A 19104-nucleotide genomic window follows, 5' to 3' on the forward strand; every position below is an offset into this window, starting at 1 on the left:
TCAAAGTAAATACTAAAAAATGCATCACTTTTTCATCCTCGCGAACGCGGGGATCCGTGTAAGTAATTGATTCAAATGGACTTCCGCTTTGCGAGCATTCGCTACGCGAGTTGCCTGCTAAAACCACCACGCGGGAATAACGGGCGCTTGATTTTTTGTTAAAAGTTGTCTTTTTTTAGTTAACGCAAAAGTATCATTGAGTATAAATATACTTTCGCAGTATGTTTTGTTGTTTAACTTAATGAGAATTGTTATCATTAGGATTTTTATCGCAAGCCAACGAGTGATTGTCTCAAGTAGCCAGCAATTCATATAAACGGGAGAAACCATGCCTAAGGGCTTTAATAAAAAGGCAATGACGATTGCGCTGATGTTGGCATTGCCGGCACTTGCAGTTGCTGAAGAGCAAATCGCTGAGAGTTCGCAAACGATGACTGAAGTAAAAGTGAAGTCACAGCGCATACAGGATGCCCCGAACAAGGGTTATCAGGCGACTAAAACGCGCGTTGGCAAAACCTATCAGGACCCACAAGATGTGCCACAAGCCGTCACCACATTGACCAGAGAGTTGCTGCATGATCAGCAAGTGGGTTCATTGCGTGAAGCCTTGCGTAACGTGGTTGGCTTGTCAGTGAATGCCGCAGAAGGCGGCCGTGCGGGGGATAACTTTAATCTGCGAGGCTTTTATACATTTGGTGATATCTACCTGGATAACATGCGTGATACCGCACAGTACAACCGTGAGACATTTAACCTGGAACAAGTGGATGTGCTGCGCGGCTCTGCTGCGATGCTGTTTGGGCGCGGTCAGGCAGGTGGTGTAATTAACCAAGTGACCAAGATGGCTGAGTTGCAGGATAAGAACACGTTAACGGGTAGTCTGGGTAATTATGATTATCATCAGGTGACAGGGGACTTTAATAAGAAACTGACTGAAACTTCTGCAATTCGCGTCAATGTGATGGACAGGCACGAAGAAACCTATCGTAAGAATCCAACCACAGGCGATAGACCAGAGTTTGACCGTCAAGGGATTGCGATTAGTTTTGGCGCAGGCATTGGAACAGAGAATGAGTTTTTCCTGAACCATGTATATACACAGACTCGTGATGTGCCTGACTTTGGTATTCGTTTCTTTAATAAACGACCACAAAGCAATACTGCAAATGGCGCAAGCGATAAAACTTTCTGGGGGGCTAGCAATAACTTCGATGATAGTGATACACGGATAACCACGGGTATTTTTACCCACAAATTTGATGATAATACACAGCTTAGAACTCAGTTGCGTCATGCGAGTTATCAGCGTGCTTATTGGGCGAAATTACCTCCTGGGAATACGGCAACGCCAGCATTGCCGACGGTAAATAGTAGTGTAGGTTCAAATCAGGCGCGTTATCTTGACTATGAAACAATCAACTTGCAGTCGGATTTCAGCACCAAGCTTGAATTGGCGGGTATGAAGCATAGTCTGTTGACGGGTATTGAGTATTTAAACGAGAACTCCTACCGTGCAAACCTGGTGGACTTAGATAGTTCCTCCGGTTTCAATTTTAAACGACACACGTATGATCGAAGCAATCCAACCAAGTACGATGCAGATAATTATGCTGTATACGTGCAGGATAGCGTTGAATTTATTCCAAACTGGACAGCGCTGGCGGGTATTCGCAGAGATGAAATGAAGGCTAATTACTCTGCCGCCACTTCACCTAAGCTTGATTTTGGCGAAAACAGTTATCGAACCGGGTTGTCATGGCAGCCAAATTCTGACCGTCACTATTACGTGACTTTTAGTGACTCGTTTAGTCCAACGGCCGACTTGTATCAATTTACCACCGTGAGACAGCCCGCTGAGCGAGCCAGAACGCTTGAGTTAGGCTCTAAATGGTTATTTATGGATGGGGATTTGGCTGTTAGAACAGCTTTGTTTACCACTACTAAAGACTGGGAGCGTAATACAGACCTGTCAACGGCTGCTAATAACCCAATTCTGACAAAACGCCGGCGCACTAATGGTGTTGAGTTTGAGGTGACAGGTAAAGTTACCGATCGTTGGGATGTTTTTGCGGGGGTTGCTTTCCTGGATGCTCGAATTATTAATCCTGCTGTGAACGTTTGTGCCCAAATCGCCAATGGATGCCCAGTCGTTGGTCAAATTAACGTCGCCGATGCTCGTTTCGCGGGCGAACGCGCCAGAAATACGCCCATTGGCACATTTAATTTGTGGACGACCTATAAGCTCACAGATGCCTGGAAAGTTGGCGGTGGCGTAGAAGCCAAAGGCGAGCGTTATGCGTATGTACCCACAGCAGTTGATGCAAGTGCAAGCTTTACGAATGGCCATTTTAACCCTAACGCAGCACCAGGTTATGCACGCGTCGACCTGATGGCAGCTTACGAGCAGCCAAAATGGGCGGTTAGGCTCAATGTAAAAAACCTGATGGATAAAGTGTATTATGACGCAGTGTATGACAATGGTGGCTTGGTCGTGCCTGGCAACCGTCGCCAGGCGATCATCACTACCGAGTATAAATTCTAGGAGTTAACTTGCTGCTAACCTTGCCGGATGTGTTGCATCCAGATGAGTTGAAGACCATTCGCGGCCTGTTGCAGCAGGCACAATGGGTGGATGGACGCACCACCGCCGGTATTCAGGCAGCAACCGTTAAAAATAACCAGCAACTGGCCGAACAAGACCCGTTGCTGGAGCAAATTCGCAGGATCGTGTTGCAGGCATTGCATCGCGATCCTTTATTTTTTTCTGCGGCTTTGCCAGACAAAATTTTGCCGCCGTTTGTGAACCGTTATTCCGGCGAAACCAACCATTATGGCTTTCATGTCGATAGTGCCATGCGCAGCATGCCGGATGGCAGTGCGCGCGTACGCGCCGATGTTTCCGCCACACTCTTTTTTAATGATCCTGATGAGTATGAGGGCGGTGAGCTGGTGGTGCAGGACGTATTTGGTGACCAGCGCATCAAGCTCAAGGCGGGTTCAATCGTCATTTACCCTTCCAGCTCAGTGCATGCGGTGACCCCTGTGACTCGTGGGGAGCGACTGGCCAGCTTTATGTTTATCCAGAGCATGGTGCGTGATGCAGGGCACAGGCGCATGCTGTTTGATATGGATATGGCCTTGGTCAGGTTGCGTCAGCAGCACGGTGAAACCGCGGAGGTGGTGCAACTGACAGGTGTTTACCATAACCTTTTGCGCCAGTGGGCTTTATAAATACGCATGCAAGCACTTTCCTTATTACAACACTATGCGCAACAAGCGCAATCACTCTTGCCTGCCGATACTTGGCATTATCTGCAATCGGATGCCGGGTGCGGGCAGCAGAGCCTGGCTAATGTGCAAAGCTGGCAATCTGTGAAACTTTGCCCGCGCCCACTGGCAACTTTAAAGTATCCCAATACACGCTGCGAGCTGTTTGGCGAGCGCTGGGAACATCCGATCATGCTGGCGCCTGTGGCTTATCAAAAGCTGTTTCATGCGGATGGCGAGGTGGGTTCGGCGGTCGCCTGCAATGCCCAGCAGGGACAAATGCTGGTGAGTAGCCTGGCCAGCCAACCGCTTGAAGAGATTATTTCGCAGGCGCAGCAACCCTTGTGGTTTCAGTTGTACTGGCAAGGTGACCGCCCGCGTACGCTCGCCTTGCTACAAAAAGCCCTGGCGGCCGGGTACAGCGCCGTGGTGTTTACCGTAGATGCGCCAGTCAAGCAGGCGGTGATGGATTTGCCAGCAGGCATCTCTGCGGTTAATTTGTCACAGCCCCTTGCGCCAAAGGCTATCACTGCCGGGCAAAGCCAGGTATTTGATGGCTGGATGTCGCAAGCGCCCGATTGGGAGGATGTGGCCTGGTTACGAGATCAGTGTCCCGTGCCTTTCTTGCTGAAAGGGCTGATGCATGTGGAAGATGCCAGGCAGGCCGCAGGCCTGGGGTGTGATGGACTCATTATTTCCAACCATGGTGGCCGGGTGCTGGATACTACACCGACGGTCGTACAGGTGTTGCCTGCCATTGCAGAGGCTGTGGGCGGACAATGCAAACTGATTGTCGATAGCGGTATTCGCAGCGGGCAAGATGTATTCAAGGCCCTAGCTTTGGGCGCGGATGCTGTCTGCGTCGGCCGACCTTATCTCTGGGGGCTGGCTGCCGAAGGCGCAATGGGCGTGGCCAAAGTGATTCGCACCTTGCGCGATGAGCTTGAAATGACCATGGCATTGACCGGCGTTGCCAACTTGAAAGCGATACGCAAGACCGCATTGTTTTAACTGAGGCTTTTGCACGAATCAAAATAAACTCTAAAAATGCATCACTTCGTCATCCTCGCAAACGCGGGGATCCATGCAAGTGATTGATTAAAATGGATCCCGCGTTCGCGGGATGACGGATAATTGCTTCTTTTGTTAAAAACGGTCTCTTTTTAGATCGTACAAAAGTCTCTAACTGTAAATTAAGGATGTTCCATGTATAAAAAATTTCCACACTATTTGCTGGCGACCACACTGGCGCTATTAAGTACGAGCGTCTTTGCAGCAGCCGATTGCAAAGTCTATCCAAAAGAAGAATGGGCATCGGAAGATACGCTGAAGGAAGCGCTGGAAGCCGAAGGCTATACCATCAAGAAGTTTAAAGTGGATGGCAATTGCTACGAAATTTATGGCCGTAGCAAAGACGGTAAAAAAGTTGAAATTTACTTTGATATGAAAACCCTGGCCATTGTGAAGGCGATTGGACTCAAAGATTAATCCGCCGCATGCCGCAAGCTTCTGAAATGTTGTGGCCCTGGTGGGTGCGTCTCAGTCATTGGCTGGTGGCGTCGGGTGTGATTGCGCTGTGGCTGATGAGCTATGTCTGGTATGAAACCGACTGGCTGCATCGATTGGTCGGTTATGCCGTATTGGCCCTTGTTGCAGCACGCATTCTGCTTGGTTGCCTGACTAAAGTCAGTAGCGCACGTTTTTCTCTGCCTCGCTGGCATGCCATACGCGCACATATTGCCGAGATGCAGCAAAGAAAAATCACCCCCCATCAAGGGCATAATCCAGTGGGCCAGTGGGCGGTCTACCTGATCTGGCTGCTGATTGCAGCGCTGGCACTGACGGGCTGGCTGAGCCGTACCGATGCATTATGGGGTGAGGATTGGCCCGTGGAGGTGCATGGCCTGCTGAGCTGGACCCTTCTTGCCGTGATTGTGGTGCATGTTGCCGCAGTCATTTGCGTCGGCCAATGGTCGCGCCAGCATCTGGTGCGTCAAATGTGGCATGGCCGGTTTGAAAAATGATTAAAACCATGCTCAAACGTGCAACCAGCGTTGCTAATCGACCTCTATGGGCGGTGCAACCTTGAGCAACTCCTCGACTGTGGTCTGGCCAGCTGCTATTTTTTCAGCACCATTGAGCATCAGTGGCTGCATGCCAGCCTGCGTCGCTGCCTGACGTAATTCGAGCAAGTCTGTTTCAGGGGTGATCAATTTACGCAAAGCGGGTGTGAGCGTCAGCATTTCATAAATGCCGGTGCGTCCCCGGTAACCTGTTTGCCGACATGCCTGGCAACCGACGGCTTTCATGATGCTGGCCGGTTTTTTGGCTTTAAACGGACGTGTGACGCTGGCCCATTCTTCGTCTGAAATTTCGCTTTCGGTTTTGCAATGCGGGCACAGGGTGCGCACCAGTCTTTGCGCCATAATGCCTAGCAAGCTTGAGTGGATCAGGTAGGCAGGAATGCCCAAATCGAGCAAGCGTGTCACGGCTGAAGGTGCATCGTTGGTGTGCAAGGTTGAAAGCACCAGATGTCCGGTCAGTGCCGCCTGAATCGCCATGTCTGCGGTTTCCTGATCGCGAATCTCGCCCACCATGATAATGTCCGGGTCTTGTCGCATCAGGGTGCGTATGCCTTCGGCAAAGCCCAATCCTATATTTTGCGTGACCTGCATCTGGTTAAAAGCAGGCTCAATCATTTCAATCGGATCTTCTACCGAGCACACGTTGACTTCGCTGGTCGCCAGTTGCTTGAGCGTGGTATACAGCGTGGTGGTTTTACCGGAACCCGTGGGCCCTGTAACTAGAATAATGCCATTGGGCTGACGCGTCCATTGCGACCAGGTTTCGCTCTGGCGTTTGGAAAAGCCCAGCAACTGAAAGTCCTGCACCAGCAGTTCGGGCTTAAAAATCCGCATCACCAGCTTTTCGCCAAAGGCGGTGGGCATGGTCGATAAGCGCAGTTCAATTTCATTGCCATCATTGCTGACAGTTTTAATCCGGCCATCCTGCGGACGGCGTTTTTCCACCATGTCCATGCGCCCGAGCAATTTAATGCGGCTGGTAATGGCGTTCATAATGTTGCTGGGCAGTTGATACACCTGATGCAACACGCCATCAATGCGAAAGCGCATCAAGCCAAGATTGCGGCGCGGCTCCAAGTGAATATCGCTCGCCCGTTGCTCAAAAGCGTATTTAAACAGCCAGTCGACGATATTGACTACATGCTGTTCGTTAGCATCGAGCTGGCGGTCTTTGCCAAGTTCGATCAGCTGTTCAAAATTTTGTACGCCGACAATTTGACCGGCTTTGGCGGCATTGGCTGACTGAATGGCTGCTGAGAGCTGGTAAACCTCGGGCAGATAGCGTTGCAAATCCAGCGGGTTGACCATCACCACCTGGATGCGCAATTTGAGCATACGCTCCAGATCATGCAGCCATTCCTGATGAAACGGATCCGCCGTAGCAATCGTCGCAACGCCGTCTTTCACCGTAACTGGCATGATGCGCAGGCGTTCGGCATAGGCTTGCGAAACGATTTGTGCCGCCGCACTAAAATCCAGTTTCAGCGGATCAATCTGCAGGTAGGGGACTTCTGCCTTTTCAGCCACAAAACGGCTTAAACACTCCACGGTCAGTGTTTGCGAAGGCGCTTGCAGGTCAGCCCATTTTTGTTCGGCCACGATAATAATCGGATGCAGGTTGGAGCTATCCAGCTTGCGGTCTTTGTGCAGTTTCTCAGCCAGCGTTTTGTCAATACGGCCGTGCGTGACCAGCAGACGCAGCAAGTCTGATAACTTCAGGGTATGGATGGTTTTGGGCAGTAAAAAACGGGTTGGGCTATTCATCTCACGCGGCCAGCATGTGTACCAGCGATTGATGCAAAACTCATGCCACTAAAAAGTGGCAACAATGGTCACATTGGGCCGCTTAAGCGCGGCCAGTAATATCCGGGATTACAGTTGAATCCGCATGCTCAAGTCCACGGCCTGAATATGCTTGGTCAGTGCGCCAATCGAAATCCGGTCCACACCAGTCTCGGCAATGGCACGCACCGTGGTTAAATCCACATTGCCCGAGGCTTCGAGCAGGGCACGTTGCTGGTTGATTGTGACTGCTTTGCGCAAGTTGTCCAGCGTAAAGTTGTCTAGCAGAATACTGGTCGCCCCCGAATCCAGTGCCTGTTGCAGTTCATCCAGATTCTCTACTTCAATCTGAATATTGCTTGTTTTATTCAGGGCCATGGCTGCCTGCATCACTGCCGCAATCGAGCCGGCAGAGGCGATATGATTTTCCTTGATCAAAATCCCGTCATACAGCGCCAGTCGCTGGTTGTCGCCACCGCCAGTGAGTACGGCATATTTTTGCGCCAGCCGCAGCCCAGGCAGAGTTTTGCGTGTATCCAGTATTTTGCTGGGTAGCCCCGCAATGGCGTCGACATAGCGGCGGGTATGCGTTGCCACTGCCGAGAGTGTTTGTACAAAGTTGAGGGCAGGGCGCTCGGCTGTGAGCATGGCGCGGGCATCGCCCTGGATGTCTACAATCTTGCTATTTTCCGCAAGGCGGTCACCCTCTTGGGCATACCAATGCAACTGTATTGCCGGGTCCAGCTGTTCAAAGCACTGCTGTAACCAAGCGCAGCCACAGAGCACGGCCGCTTCACGGCTGATGATGATGGCACTGGCTTGGGTCCCTGCCGGAATCAGGGCTGCCGTCAGGTCGCCGTCTCCCATATCTTCAGCCAGTGCCAACCGCACTTGTGCGGCCACCATGGCAGGTGTGAGGTATGTGGGTAAAGAGTGATAAACAGCAGTCGGGGTCATGAATTGCGCCTGTGATTGAAAAATTCTGCATGTGACCGTTCTAAGCCCATGCCAAAAGCTATTATAATAAAAGCACTCCGGAACAGCAGCTTTTCATGGCGAGGTGTTTTACCGGAAAGCACAACACCTCCTCAATCTTACAGAGCATCCTATGCAGCTTTTATATACGGTTAATAGTCCTTATGCACGTAAAGTACGTATTGTCGCGATGGAAAAACACATCGATCTCACGCTGACCGAAGTCGTATTGTCTGCGCCGGACTGTCCCGTGAATCAACACAATCCGCTAGGTAAAGTGCCTGTGCTGGTGCTGGATGATGGCGATGCTTTGTATGATTCGCGTGTCATTGTAGAGTATCTCGATCACCGTACGCCAGTGGCACATCTGATTCCGCAAGACCACTCGGCAAAAATCAAGGTGCGTCGCTGGGAGGCATTGGCTGATGGCGTGTGTGATGCAGCGGTGGCCGTGATATTGGAGCAGCGCAAGCCGGAGTCTCAGCAATCTGCTGCCTGGATTGATAAGCAAATGGCAAAAGTGACTGCTGGACTGGCTGCGCTGGATAATGACCTGCTCAAGAAAAAATGGTGTGTGAATGAAACCTTTAGCCTGGCAGACATTGCCCTGGGGACTGCTTTGGGCTATGTTGATTTGCGTTTCAAGCAGATATGCTGGGAAGGCAAATACTGGCAAGAGAAATTCCCCAATTTGGCCAAGCATTATGCCGTGCTGGTGAAGCGCCCCAGTTTCAAGCAAACCATGCCGCAACCTTAAATCTAGCGGCGACCCCAAACAAAACGGCAAGGATCACTTGCCGTTTTTTGTCATATGCGCTGCTTAAATCGGCGTGATGTCGTCATCACCCAGCAAACTGTTCAAATTGTTTCTGTGGCGTAAAGTCTGGCGCTCATTCAAGCGTTTCTGTGCCGGGCTTGGGAAGTCAGTAAAGCTGATCAGGCTACGCTCAATCAAAATGCTGATGAGGTCTTCCAGCACCCGTGCCAGCTGAATGTCACTTTCACGGAATGTATTGTGCTTTTTCAACTCATCTTCCAGAAAATGCAGATAGTCCATATTGACATTATCCACTTGCACCCACTCCGCCGACACTTGTGTGTCCGGACTTGCGGCAATGATTTGACCTTGCGCATTTTTTAAAACATAAGCCATGAAGTGTCATTCCTTGTCAGTTGGAGGGTGCCCGTTCTTATATCAAACAAGTCACAGCAATAACCATGCCTTGTCTATTACAAGGCGCCATTAATGATGCCACCACCGAGACACACATTGCTCTCATACACCACCACGCTCTGCCCGGGTGTGATCGCCCATTGGTGCTGGCCAAAACGGATCGTCGCCTCTTCCGCATTCACCGCATCGATTTCACAAGGTGCATCCGGCTGGCGATAGCGTGTTTTGGCGGCATACACCCAGTTGGTACGCGGCTGTTCACCGCTGATCCAGTGCAGTTGCCCGGCTTTTAGGCCGTCGCTTTTGAGCAGTGGATGCTCATGGCCTTGCACCACAATCAATTCATTGGCTTCCATATCTTTACCCGCAACAAACCAGGGTTCGCCATTGCTTTCGCGGCTCCCCCCAATTTTCAGGCCCTGACGCTGACCCAACGTGTAATACATCAAGCCTTCGTGCTGCCCCACCACTTTGCCCTCAGGCGTGCGCATGACGCCGGGCTGCCGTGGCAAATAACGTTGCAAAAACTCCTGAAACGGTCGCTCGCCGATAAAGCAAATGCCGGTAGAATCTTTCTTCTCGGCATTGGCCAGCCCATATTCACGCGCAATCTCGCGCACCTCGCGTTTAAGATATTTGCCTAGCGGGAACAGGGTTTTAGAGAGTTGCGCCTGATTCAGGCGCGATAAAAAATAACTCTGGTCCTTGCTGCCATCATCTGCCTTGAGCAATTGAAAATTGCCCGCTTGAATCGGGTTTTCACGCACCTGCGCATAGTGGCCGGTCGCGATCAGGTTGGCACCCATGCCCATGGCATGATCCAAAAACGCCTTGAACTTGATTTCGGCATTGCACAGAATATCCGGGTTAGGCGTGCGGCCAGCCTGGTATTCCTGTAAAAAGTTAGCGAACACGCGCTCTTTGTACTCGGCACTGAAATTCACCGCTTCAATATCAATGCCAATCTTGTCGGCGGCTGAAACCGCGTCAATCAAATCCTGCTTGGAAGAGCAATACTCATCGGTATCGTCATCCTCCCAGTTTTTCATGAATAAACCGGTGACGCGGTAGCCCTGCTGCTTGAGCAATAATGCGGTGACGGATGAATCAACGCCGCCGGACAAACCGACAATGACGTGGGGTGTACTCATAATGCCTGACCTAAATGGGTAAGTAATTCTAAAGGATAGCGTTTGCCAGCGAGGTAATCCTGCACGCACAACAGCACCTGCGGACTGCGCATCAGTGTGCCATGCGCTGCAATTTCAGCTTCATCACGCCACAAAGTACCAATAATGCCATCGTCCAGTGCGCGCTCAGGGTGGTGCGCCCCCAGCCTGCCACTAAATGCAAATCGCAGGTAAGTAATGCCATTGACTGGATGCTGCCAGTGGTAAATACCCACCAGTGCTGCCGGCGTAAAGTCATACGCCGTTTCTTCCAGCGTCTCGCGGATTACCGCCTCAATAATCGTCTCGTTTTCTTCGAGGTGTCCGGCGGGCTGGTTAAATCGCATGCCGCGATCCGTGGTTTCTTCCACCAGCAAAAACTTGCCATCCTGCTCGATAATCGCAGCCACGGTGACATTTGGTTTCCATTGCAGGGAAGATTTTGAAGGGCTTGGAGAAGGTGAATTCAAAATGTGAGGACTTAATCAAAAACATTATTTTACCGCTATGTGATTGATTGGGCGAGGGATAGTTTTTGATGCGGAGCAGCTAAAAGCCCGCGTAGCCCTTATTCACCAAACTAAATGGATTGTTTTATTTTGTAGCACGCCTGTGCTACAGTTGAGTTTGGTTTTAAGTTTGGGGTGCATCATGACAACCACTACGATTCGATTACCTGAAGCGCTGAAAGCGCGCGTGTCAGAAGCAGCGAAGCGCGCAGGGACAACGGCACACGGATTTATTCTGGAAGCGATTGCTGAAAAGACCGCCCTTGACGAAAAGCGAGCAGACTTTAAAGCAGAGGCTGAACAGCGCTATGCGAAAATGATTGCATCAGGAGAATCCGTCGCTTGGGATGACATGAAAAACTATCTCAAAGCCAACATCGCCAATCAGTAAGCGCCTTTACCTAAAAGCCGCAAGCTTGTGCGCTAGTCATGCCAGCGATAGAACTCGCGCCCGAAGTGGGCCAGGACTTTCAGCGGATACTGGAACACTTAAATGCGTTTCAGGTTGAAAAACCACAGCAACGCATTGAGCAAATCATCCATGCGATCGACATCCTCACCCACAGCCCACTGATTGGTCGTCCTGCCGATTCTGGACTTCGTGAGCTTGTTATAGGTCGGCGTTCATATGGATACGTCGCACTTTATCGCTATATTTCAGAGATTGATACCGTTTTTATTCTAGCCATTAGAAGCCAAAATGAGGCTGGCTTTGCTGAGCGCGATTGAGGCTATACCTAAAGCCATGACGATTTTTCGGAGGTTAGCGAGTGTAAGGCATCCGTTTCGGTATGCCATATGAGCTATAAACCAGTCAGCATTTGCGCGGGCTATTTAGAATGACAATTTGCTTAAGGTTGTTTAAACAATGAGCCCAACTGACCTAGATGAAGTTCGTAACCGAATCGGCCGCTTATTACAAGCTGTGCAACATGCGGCAGGCGATAGCTACGAAACTTCATATAAGGCTATAGGGACTGACTTTTTGACTCACTTCCGTGCGATTGGTGTGAAAGCGCCTGAGCAACTGCAGGATGATTTTCTTAATCTCTTTGTTTGGACTTGGAGTTTAAAGGACTACATAAAGGAGTACTGCAAAGTAAAAGGGCTATCTATGCAAAAGATCGAGGATGTTGCGAATAAATCTAAATCGTTGCAATACGTGGCTGATATCGCAAATCGTGCAAAGCATGGCACTTTGCGCGAAAGTCGTTCGGGAGAGTTCGCGGAACTAGTAGGTGTTGGTTTCAATATTCCACAGGAGTCAATCGCTCGGATTTCTTTTGCTGGTCCAGAAGTGGTTCTTCATGTGGAGGAGACAAAATTAATACAAATCCGAGCCACCGTCCGGACTAACCAAGGAAAAGAGTTTGATGCGCTAGTTGTTCTAAAAGATGCAATAAGCACATGGGAAAATCAAGCGTTTGAAATGGTGCAACTTAACATATGAAGTTAGGTTGGGATGGATAGTCGGCTATGCATTGCCTTTTTATCCGAATAATTTAGGAAACAGCCCCTCCAGTCCATGCGCAATAAACTCCACCGACATCGCGGCCAAAATCAAACCCATTAATCGGGTCACGATATTAATCCCAATCTTGCCCAGATAGTGGGTAATGCCATCAGCCAGTAATAGCAGGCCCCAGATAAACAGTGAAATCAGCGCAATCGGTAACATCAGGCTGAGGTGTCCCCAAAAACCAGGATGTTGTTGTGCGGTGAGGATCATGCTGGAAATCGCGCCCGGGCCAGCCAGTAGCGGAATGCTGAGCGGCACAATCGCGATGACTTCGCGCTCGCTTAAATCTTGCGCTTCTTCAGGGGTTTGGCGCGTGGCGCTTTGTTTGCCGTGCATCATGGAGATAGAGATCAGTAAGAGTAAAATGCCGCCACCGACCTGAAACGAGGGGATGGTGATGCCAAAAAAGTCCAGTATGAGGTCGCCAATAAACGCAGAGACGCCAAGCACGATCATCACCGTAATCGCCACAGTCCTTGCAGTACGTGAACGCTCGGCCTTGCTCCAGCTACTGGTGGCGCTGATGAAGATAGGCAGGCAGCCAATGGGGTTGACGATGGCGATGAGTGCGATTGCGACTTTAAGCAGGTAGGCGTATTCGGTCATGCGGTCTCAGGCTCCCAGTCTTGCCTAATTCACTTAGGCAGGCCGTTTATCAAAAAAAGTAATCGGTTGCGGGGGTGGCAGGTTAAGAATGTTTTTGCGCACTTTGCCCATCACATGCATTTCGCAGGGTTTGCAGTCGAACTTGAGGGTATATCTATCATTGCCGCTGATGAGTGTCATCGGTTCGGCCGTGACCGTACCTTGCACGCCTATTACCCCTTTGGCTTCTTTCGGGCACAGGCCGTGGCTAAAGCGCAAACAATGTTTGGTGATCATGACCGGCACTTCGTCCAGCTTTTCGTTAGCCTCGTAGGCACTGTCTATCAGTTTGACGCCGTGCTTGTGGTAAAAGTCGCGCGCTTTCTGGTTGTAGACATTGGCCAGGTAGCTCAAACTGTCTTCAGGGTAAATGGCGGGGGGCTCCATTGCCAGGCGCAAGGCCGGACGTTCGTAGCCCAGCGTTCTGATTTCAAGCAGTTGCTCAACTGCATCGCGGCGCAGTTGATTGACAACCGAGGCCGGGATAAACCAGAGCTGGGTGAGTTCGAGGCTGGTTTCTCTGGCCACAAAATCGGTATTGCCTAGTTTGGCCAGATTTTCCTTGAGTGAGGCTTCGGCTTTGTGTACGTCATTGGCGGTTTGTTTCCCCGCATCGCATTGCGCCGTGGCGCTAAAGCCTTGTGCATCGGTCAGGGTCAGGGCAAAGCCATCGCGGGTTTCATATAGCACCGCATCCACGGCGATTTTGCGGCTGGCCGAGTCTTTTTCCAGCAGGCGCATAAAGGCGTGGTCGCGGTTGCGGTAGAGTTGGGTGTTGTTGCGGATATCGGCAGGCATTTCGTTGGGGAACAGGCGCTGGGTGTATTTATCCAGTGCTTGCGCCGTATTGACGCGCAGGCCCACCAGTTCTTTATGCACATCAAAAAAGCATACGCCGTCGCCGTTATGCAACACCACGTCGGTGGCCACATCAATAAAATCTTTGCCCACTTTGCGTACCTTGCCGAGTTCTTCGCCAGCGAATTTTGGCGTATCAAAAGCGCCAATATCCGCCTGGCGACCATTGGCAAAATAATCGGTCGCACTGCGGTTAAAGGTCTTTTCCGGTTGCGGTGTAAACGTGTAGCTCGCATGCCCGGCTGAGGATTTGTTGTATTCGGGCATCTCTTCCAGAATCTCATCCAGTAACTGGCGGTAATGCGCAGTGGCATTTTTCACATACGGCAAGTCTTTGTAGCGGCCTTCGATTTTAAAGCTGCTCACCCCTGCTGCAATGAGGGCGCGCAGGTTGGCGCTCTGGTCATTATCTTTCATCGACAGGTAATGTTTGTCCTTGCCGATAATGCGGCCTTTCTGGTCTTCCAGCGTATAAGGCAAACGGCATTCTTGCGAGCATTCGCCACGGTTGGCGCTGCGACCCGTGTGGGCGTGGCTGATAAAGCACTGGCCGCTAAAGGCCACGCACAACGCACCGTGGATAAAGTATTCTAGATTGGCAGTCGTTGCGTTGGCGATTTTTTTGACGGTGGCAATATCCAGTTCGCGTGCCAGCACAATCTGGCTAAATCCTACCTGGTCTAAAAACTGCGCTTTTTCAACAGTACGAATATCCGTTTGTGTGCTGGCATGTAGCTGAATAGGCGGTAAATCCAATTCCAGCAAGCCCATATCCTGCACAATTAGGGCATCGACGCCACTCTCATACAGTTGATGCACTAACTGGCGCACACCTTCAAGCTCGTTATCGTGGAAAATGGTATTCAGTGCGACAAACACCTCGGCATGAAAGCGATGCGCATGGCGCACCAGGCGCGCAATATCTTGCACCGTATTCGGTGCCTTGGCGCGTGCGCCAAAGGCAGGGCCGCCGATATACACGGCATCAGCACCATGGTTGATGGCTTCGATGCCAAAATCTGCATTTTTGGCCGGCGCCAGCAGTTCGAGGTGTTTACGTGTTTTTTGCATGGATAATGCATATAAATCAACAAGATGCGCACTATAGCACAAAGCGCCATATTGCTGCTTGGTTTGACAGGGAAAGCTTGAGGTGTTACTTTGGTAACACTTTTTTGGATGCAATGGAGGGCATGATGGCCACCACCAGTTTAAAGTTACCAGACAGCTTGAAAGAGCGCATCGCAAAATTGGCAGAAGCTGCTGGCAAGACACCCCATGCCTATATGGTCGATGCGATTGAGCAGGAAGCCAGTCGTAGTGAAAAGTATCAGGCATTTTTGGCGGAAGCTGAGGCCTCGTGGCAAGCGTATCAAGCAACAGGTTTGGCCTATGATGCTGACGAGGTGAATGCCTATTTTCGTGCCAAGCTGCAAGGTGTTGAGCTACCCAAGCCAGCACTCAAAAAATACAAATAACACGTTATTGTGGCCAGTCTTAACTACACGCCCCAATTTTGGGAACACATGGTGCGTATCACCGACTTTCTCTCGACGGTAGCCGATAGGGGACAAGCCTTGCACACGTATGATTTGATTGTCAGTGGCATACAGATATTGGTCCATCATCCTGAAATCGGTAGAAAATCTATGCAGTCTGATTTTCGAGAACTGGTCATTTCTCATGGAAATACGGGCTATATTGCCTTGTATCAATATCAACAATTGACTGAAATTGTCACGATAGTGGCCATCCGTCATCAGCGAGAAAGTGGTTATCATTGAGTCGTTCTTCATCCCTGTTACAACGCTCCCTGCAATCCGTGTGGCACCCTTGCACGCAGATGAAACACCACGAGCGTTATCCGCTTGTGCCGATTAGCCGAGGTGAAGGCGCCTGGCTGTTTGACGCAGATGGCAAAGGCTACCTGGATGCCGTGAGCAGCTGGTGGGTGAATCTGTTTGGGCATAACCAGCCGCAGATTAAAGCGGCCATCAGGGCCCAACTGGATCAGCTGGAGCATGTGATGCTGGCCGGGTTTACCCATGCACCGGTGGTCGAGTTATCCGAACAGTTAGCAGCACTGACCGGGCTGGGGCATGCCTTTTACGGCTCGGATGGCGCCAGTGCCACCGAAATCGCACTCAAGATGAGCTTTCATTACTGGCGCAACACCGGCCAACCGCACAAAACAAAATTCCTGAGTTTGCAGAACAGTTATCACGGCGAAACGCTGGGCGCGCTTGCCGTGACCGATGTGGCGATTTTTACCGACACTTATGCGCCCTTGCTGCAACAATCGGCGCATATGCCTAGCCCCGATAGTCGTTTAGCCGCGGATGGCGAGTCAGACCACGCCTATGCACTGCGCTGCGCGCAGGCGCTGGAAAGCCATGTCGCCCAACACCATGCCACGCTGGCGGCGCTGATTGTGGAACCGCTGGTGCAAGGTGCGGCGGGTATGGCCATGTACCATCCAGTGTATTTGCAGCGGGCGCGCGAGATTTGCCAGCGCTACCAGTTGCATCTGATTGCTGATGAGATCGCCGTCGGCTTTGGCCGTACCGGCACCCTGTTTGCCTGTGAGCAGGCAGGGGAACGCGTCAGTGACATTGCGGATTTTATTTGCCTGTCTAAAGGGATTACCGGCGGCTATTTGCCGTTGTCGGTGGTGCTGACGACCGACACGGTGTATCAGGCGTTTTACCATGACCAGGCGGTGAAAGGCTTTTTGCACAGCCACAGCTACACCGGTAATCCGCTGGCGTGCAGCGCGGCGCTGGCAACCCTGCAACTGTTTGCAGGGCGCGATGTGCTGAGCGAGAACCGGCAGACCGCGCAACAGTTATGGCAAGCTGTGCAAAGCTATGACTTGCCGCTACAACAGGTGCGTCAGCGCGGCATGATTACGGCGTTTGATATCGACACAAGCAACCCGCAGTTTGCCCACGACTGCTATGCGGCGGCACTCGAAAATGGGCTGTTATTAAGGCCTATTGGCAATACTGTGTACTGGATGCCACCCTATTGCCTGACTGCCGAAGATCAGGCGCATCTGGTGCGGGCGACACGGGCTGCCATTGTGGAGAGTTTATGATGCACTGGATAGGTCTGTGTGTCTGGCTGTGCGCAACGCTCGCCCATGCTGCGTTGCCCGGCTATGTGCAAGATGCCCTGACTAAAGCGCAACTGCCTGCTGACAGTGTGGCGATTGTGGTGCAGCCGCTGGATGGCAGTGCGCCACTGATTCAGCATCATGCCGGCAAAGCCATGAACCCGGCCAGTGTCATGAAGCTGGTCACCACCTATGCTGCATTGGAAGCGCTGACCCCCGCCTATCGCTGGAAAACCGAGGTGTACCGCAATGGATCGGTCAATCAGGGCGTTCTGGAAGGCGATTTAATCCTCAAGGGCTATGGTGACCCTGCGCTCAATGTCACCGAGTTCTGGCGTCTGTTGCAGCAGGTACAGCAGCAGGGCATCCGCCAGATTAAAGGCAATCTGGTGCTGGATAATACGGTATATATGTCTGAAGTCAGCCAGCGTCCGGTGCTGGATGACGAGCCACTGCGCGCTTACAACGCCAGCCCAAGTGCCTTGCTGGTCAATGGGCGCAATACCAGCTTCAGGTTTAGCCTCCGACAGGAAAATGCCAGCCCCAGGGTTATGATTGCGCAGGAGTTTGAGTTGCCGCAAATCAGCATCGTCAATCTTGTACAGCCACGCAAAGGCGTCTGTACTGATTGGCGCGCCGATTTGCGCTATGACGTGCATCCTCAGCCAGATGGCGCGGTAACCGTCACCTTTAGCGGGTCGCTGCCAGACCAGTGTGATGAGCGATACCTGGAGTTGAGTGTGATGAGCGATACACAGTATGCGTTTTTTACATTCAAAAAAATATGGCAGCAACTGGGCGGGCAGTTTTTAGGTGGACTGGTCATCGCTGCCACCCCGCCCAATACGTCATTGGTGACAAGCTGGTGGTCACCGCCACTCGATATTGTCGTGCGCGATATCAATAAATGGAGCAATAATGTCATGGCGCGGCAGCTGATGCTCACTGTCGGACTAGAGGCCGGACTGGTGCCTGTGGAGGAGGCCAGCGCCGCGTTGGCTGTGAAAGAAACCTTACGCAGGCGTGGCTTGCAGTTCCCCGAGCTGGTGCTTGAAAATGGCTCTGGGCTGTCACGCAATGAACGTATCAGCGCGGAACATTTGGCACAATTACTCGTCACAGCCTATCAGCGCCCGGTGATGCCGGTATTTATGGCATCGCTGCCAATTCTCGGACTGGATGGCACTACCAAAAAGCGTCTGGCAGCGCCGGGCAGTCAAGGCATGGCCTACCTGAAAACCGGCTCATTAGAAGGCGTGAGCGGTATTGCCGGTTACGTGCAAGACAGTCTGGGCAGGCGTTACGCGCTGGTGATGCTGGTGAATCACCCACGGGCTTCGGCCATCAGGCCAGTACAGGACTTGTTGCTCAAGCGCCTGATTGAAGGGCCGTGATGCATGCAACGAATGAGACGCCGTGCATGTGCGCGTATATGCGCCGGAAGAGGGCGTTTTGATTAAAAAGCGCGTATCATGTCGGTCAATTTTCAAGGAGCGAAACATTGAAATCTGCTATTAAAAAAACAAGTCTGGGACTGCTGCTGCTGCTGGCTATCGCTGGTTGCCAGGCCCAATCCAACTCCTCTAATGCAAAGGAAGCCGCACAAATGACTGCAAACGTTACCGAATTAAAGAAAATTGATACCCTGATCGGAGACGGCCGTGAAGCTGAAATTGGCTTTAATGTGACCGTGCACTACACCGGCTGGCTGTATGACGCCAGCAAGGAAGACCATAAAGGCAAAAAGTTTGACAGCAGCCTCGACCGCAATTCCCCGTTCAATTTCTTTTTAGGCGGTGGCCAGGTCATTCAAGGCTGGGATGAGGGTGTGCAGGGTATGAAAGTGGGCGGCAAGCGTACCTTGATTATTCCTTCTGAGATGGGGTACGGCGCACGTGGTGCTGGCGGCGTGATTCCGCCTAATGCCACATTGGTGTTTGATGTTGAATTGCTGGGTGTCAAATAAAAAATGAATGCTTTGGGGCAGCGGGATGCTGCCCCTGAAGG

The 19104-nt window shown here is 51.4% G+C and carries 21 protein-coding genes; 14 read left to right on the forward strand and 7 right to left on the reverse strand.

The features are described from left to right. Window positions 1-328: 328 nt before the first annotated feature. The 5 genes from Q9291_RS02430 to Q9291_RS02450 all read left to right on the forward strand — a co-directional run bounded on the left by Q9291_RS02430 (window position 329) and on the right by Q9291_RS02450 (window position 5291). Window positions 329-2542, forward strand: coding sequence for a TonB-dependent receptor (locus tag Q9291_RS02430; protein ID WP_306388400.1), 2214 nt, complete (start codon window positions 329-331; stop codon window positions 2540-2542). Between the two features lie 8 nt (window positions 2543-2550). Beyond that, the gene (locus Q9291_RS02435; protein WP_306388401.1) at window positions 2551-3231 is read left to right on the forward strand and encodes a Fe2+-dependent dioxygenase; all 681 of its coding nucleotides are present in this window, start codon (window positions 2551-2553) and stop codon (window positions 3229-3231) included. Window positions 3232-3237: 6 nt separating this feature from the next. Then, window positions 3238-4278, forward strand: coding sequence for an alpha-hydroxy acid oxidase (locus tag Q9291_RS02440; RefSeq protein ID WP_306388402.1), 1041 nt, complete (start codon window positions 3238-3240; stop codon window positions 4276-4278). A gap of 195 nt (window positions 4279-4473) precedes the next feature. Beyond that, complete coding sequence (locus tag Q9291_RS02445) at window positions 4474-4755, forward strand: PepSY domain-containing protein (RefSeq protein ID WP_306388403.1); 282 nt, start codon at window positions 4474-4476, stop codon at window positions 4753-4755. A gap of 8 nt (window positions 4756-4763) precedes the next feature. Next, window positions 4764-5291, forward strand: coding sequence for a cytochrome b/b6 domain-containing protein (locus tag Q9291_RS02450; protein WP_306388404.1), 528 nt, complete (start codon window positions 4764-4766; stop codon window positions 5289-5291). 33 nt (window positions 5292-5324) lie between these two features. Here the strand turns inward: Q9291_RS02450 and tfpB are convergent, their stop codons facing one another. Both tfpB and nadC read right to left on the reverse strand, forming a co-directional pair. Then, entirely contained in the window at window positions 5325-7115 is a 1791-nt protein-coding gene (tfpB, locus tag Q9291_RS02455; RefSeq protein WP_306388405.1) for a type IV pilus assembly ATPase TfpB, read from the reverse strand. Between the two features lie 108 nt (window positions 7116-7223). Then, the gene (gene nadC, locus Q9291_RS02460; protein ID WP_306388406.1) at window positions 7224-8090 is read right to left on the reverse strand and encodes a carboxylating nicotinate-nucleotide diphosphorylase; all 867 of its coding nucleotides are present in this window, start codon (window positions 8088-8090) and stop codon (window positions 7224-7226) included. A gap of 151 nt (window positions 8091-8241) precedes the next feature. On the opposite strand from nadC, the gene Q9291_RS02465 reads away from it, so the two are divergent. Next, entirely contained in the window at window positions 8242-8865 is a 624-nt protein-coding gene (locus Q9291_RS02465; protein WP_306388407.1) for a glutathione S-transferase family protein, read from the forward strand. A gap of 63 nt (window positions 8866-8928) precedes the next feature. Here Q9291_RS02465 and Q9291_RS02470 read toward each other — a convergent pair whose 3' ends face one another. The 3 genes from Q9291_RS02470 to Q9291_RS02480 form a co-directional block, all read right to left on the reverse strand. Continuing rightward, window positions 8929-9261 (reverse strand): hypothetical protein, encoded by a 333-nt coding sequence (locus Q9291_RS02470; RefSeq protein WP_306388408.1) that lies wholly within the window; start codon window positions 9259-9261, stop codon window positions 8929-8931. 77 nt (window positions 9262-9338) lie between these two features. Further along, window positions 9339-10433 (reverse strand): tRNA 2-thiouridine(34) synthase MnmA, encoded by a 1095-nt coding sequence (gene mnmA / locus Q9291_RS02475; RefSeq protein ID WP_306388409.1) that lies wholly within the window; start codon window positions 10431-10433, stop codon window positions 9339-9341. Continuing rightward, window positions 10430-10861 (reverse strand): NUDIX hydrolase, encoded by a 432-nt coding sequence (locus tag Q9291_RS02480; protein ID WP_306388410.1) that lies wholly within the window; start codon window positions 10859-10861, stop codon window positions 10430-10432. The genes mnmA and Q9291_RS02480 overlap by 4 nt, the downstream gene beginning before the upstream one ends. Before the next feature lie 241 nt (window positions 10862-11102). Here Q9291_RS02480 and Q9291_RS02485 point away from each other — a divergent pair, with 241 nt between their 5' ends. From Q9291_RS02485 to Q9291_RS02495, 3 genes are all read left to right on the forward strand, one after another. Beyond that, window positions 11103-11351 (forward strand): CopG family ribbon-helix-helix protein, encoded by a 249-nt coding sequence (locus tag Q9291_RS02485; protein ID WP_306388411.1) that lies wholly within the window; start codon window positions 11103-11105, stop codon window positions 11349-11351. A gap of 38 nt (window positions 11352-11389) precedes the next feature. Beyond that, window positions 11390-11689: a type II toxin-antitoxin system RelE/ParE family toxin gene (locus Q9291_RS02490; RefSeq protein WP_306388412.1), complete on the forward strand. Its 300-nt coding sequence runs from the start codon at window positions 11390-11392 to the stop codon at window positions 11687-11689. A gap of 139 nt (window positions 11690-11828) precedes the next feature. Beyond that, window positions 11829-12410 (forward strand): hypothetical protein, encoded by a 582-nt coding sequence (locus tag Q9291_RS02495; protein WP_306388413.1) that lies wholly within the window; start codon window positions 11829-11831, stop codon window positions 12408-12410. Between the two features lie 39 nt (window positions 12411-12449). Here the strand turns inward: Q9291_RS02495 and Q9291_RS02500 are convergent, their stop codons facing one another. Both Q9291_RS02500 and Q9291_RS02505 read right to left on the reverse strand, forming a co-directional pair. Beyond that, window positions 12450-13085 carry a YchE family NAAT transporter gene (locus Q9291_RS02500; protein ID WP_306388414.1) on the reverse strand — a complete coding sequence of 212 codons (636 nt, stop codon included), beginning with the start codon at window positions 13083-13085 and terminating at the stop codon, window positions 12450-12452. Window positions 13086-13118: 33 nt separating this feature from the next. Next, window positions 13119-15053, reverse strand: coding sequence for a peptidase U32 family protein (locus Q9291_RS02505; RefSeq protein WP_306388415.1), 1935 nt, complete (start codon window positions 15051-15053; stop codon window positions 13119-13121). A 122-nt stretch (window positions 15054-15175) separates the two neighbouring features. Here Q9291_RS02505 and Q9291_RS02510 point away from each other — a divergent pair, with 122 nt between their 5' ends. The 5 genes from Q9291_RS02510 to Q9291_RS02530 all read left to right on the forward strand — a co-directional run bounded on the left by Q9291_RS02510 (window position 15176) and on the right by Q9291_RS02530 (window position 19063). Continuing rightward, complete coding sequence (locus Q9291_RS02510) at window positions 15176-15460, forward strand: CopG family ribbon-helix-helix protein (RefSeq protein WP_306388416.1); 285 nt, start codon at window positions 15176-15178, stop codon at window positions 15458-15460. Between the two features lie 9 nt (window positions 15461-15469). After that, complete coding sequence (locus tag Q9291_RS02515; protein ID WP_306388418.1) at window positions 15470-15766, forward strand: type II toxin-antitoxin system RelE/ParE family toxin; 297 nt, start codon at window positions 15470-15472, stop codon at window positions 15764-15766. Window positions 15767-15825: 59 nt separating this feature from the next. Further along, entirely contained in the window at window positions 15826-17079 is a 1254-nt protein-coding gene (gene bioA / locus Q9291_RS02520) for an adenosylmethionine--8-amino-7-oxononanoate transaminase (protein ID WP_370530729.1), read from the forward strand. After that, window positions 17076-18491, forward strand: a complete 1416-nt coding sequence (dacB, locus tag Q9291_RS02525; RefSeq protein WP_306388420.1) for a D-alanyl-D-alanine carboxypeptidase/D-alanyl-D-alanine endopeptidase — start codon at window positions 17076-17078, stop codon at window positions 18489-18491. The genes bioA and dacB overlap by 4 nt, the downstream gene beginning before the upstream one ends. A gap of 107 nt (window positions 18492-18598) precedes the next feature. Then, on the forward strand, window positions 18599-19063 hold the full coding sequence (locus tag Q9291_RS02530; RefSeq protein ID WP_370530724.1) for an FKBP-type peptidyl-prolyl cis-trans isomerase: 465 nt from the start codon (window positions 18599-18601) through the stop codon (window positions 19061-19063). The last annotated feature ends 41 nt before the right edge of the window (window positions 19064-19104 follow it).

This window comes from Methylophilus aquaticus (assembly GCF_030769565.1).
Lineage (GTDB): Bacteria > Pseudomonadota > Gammaproteobacteria > Burkholderiales > Methylophilaceae > Methylophilus > Methylophilus aquaticus.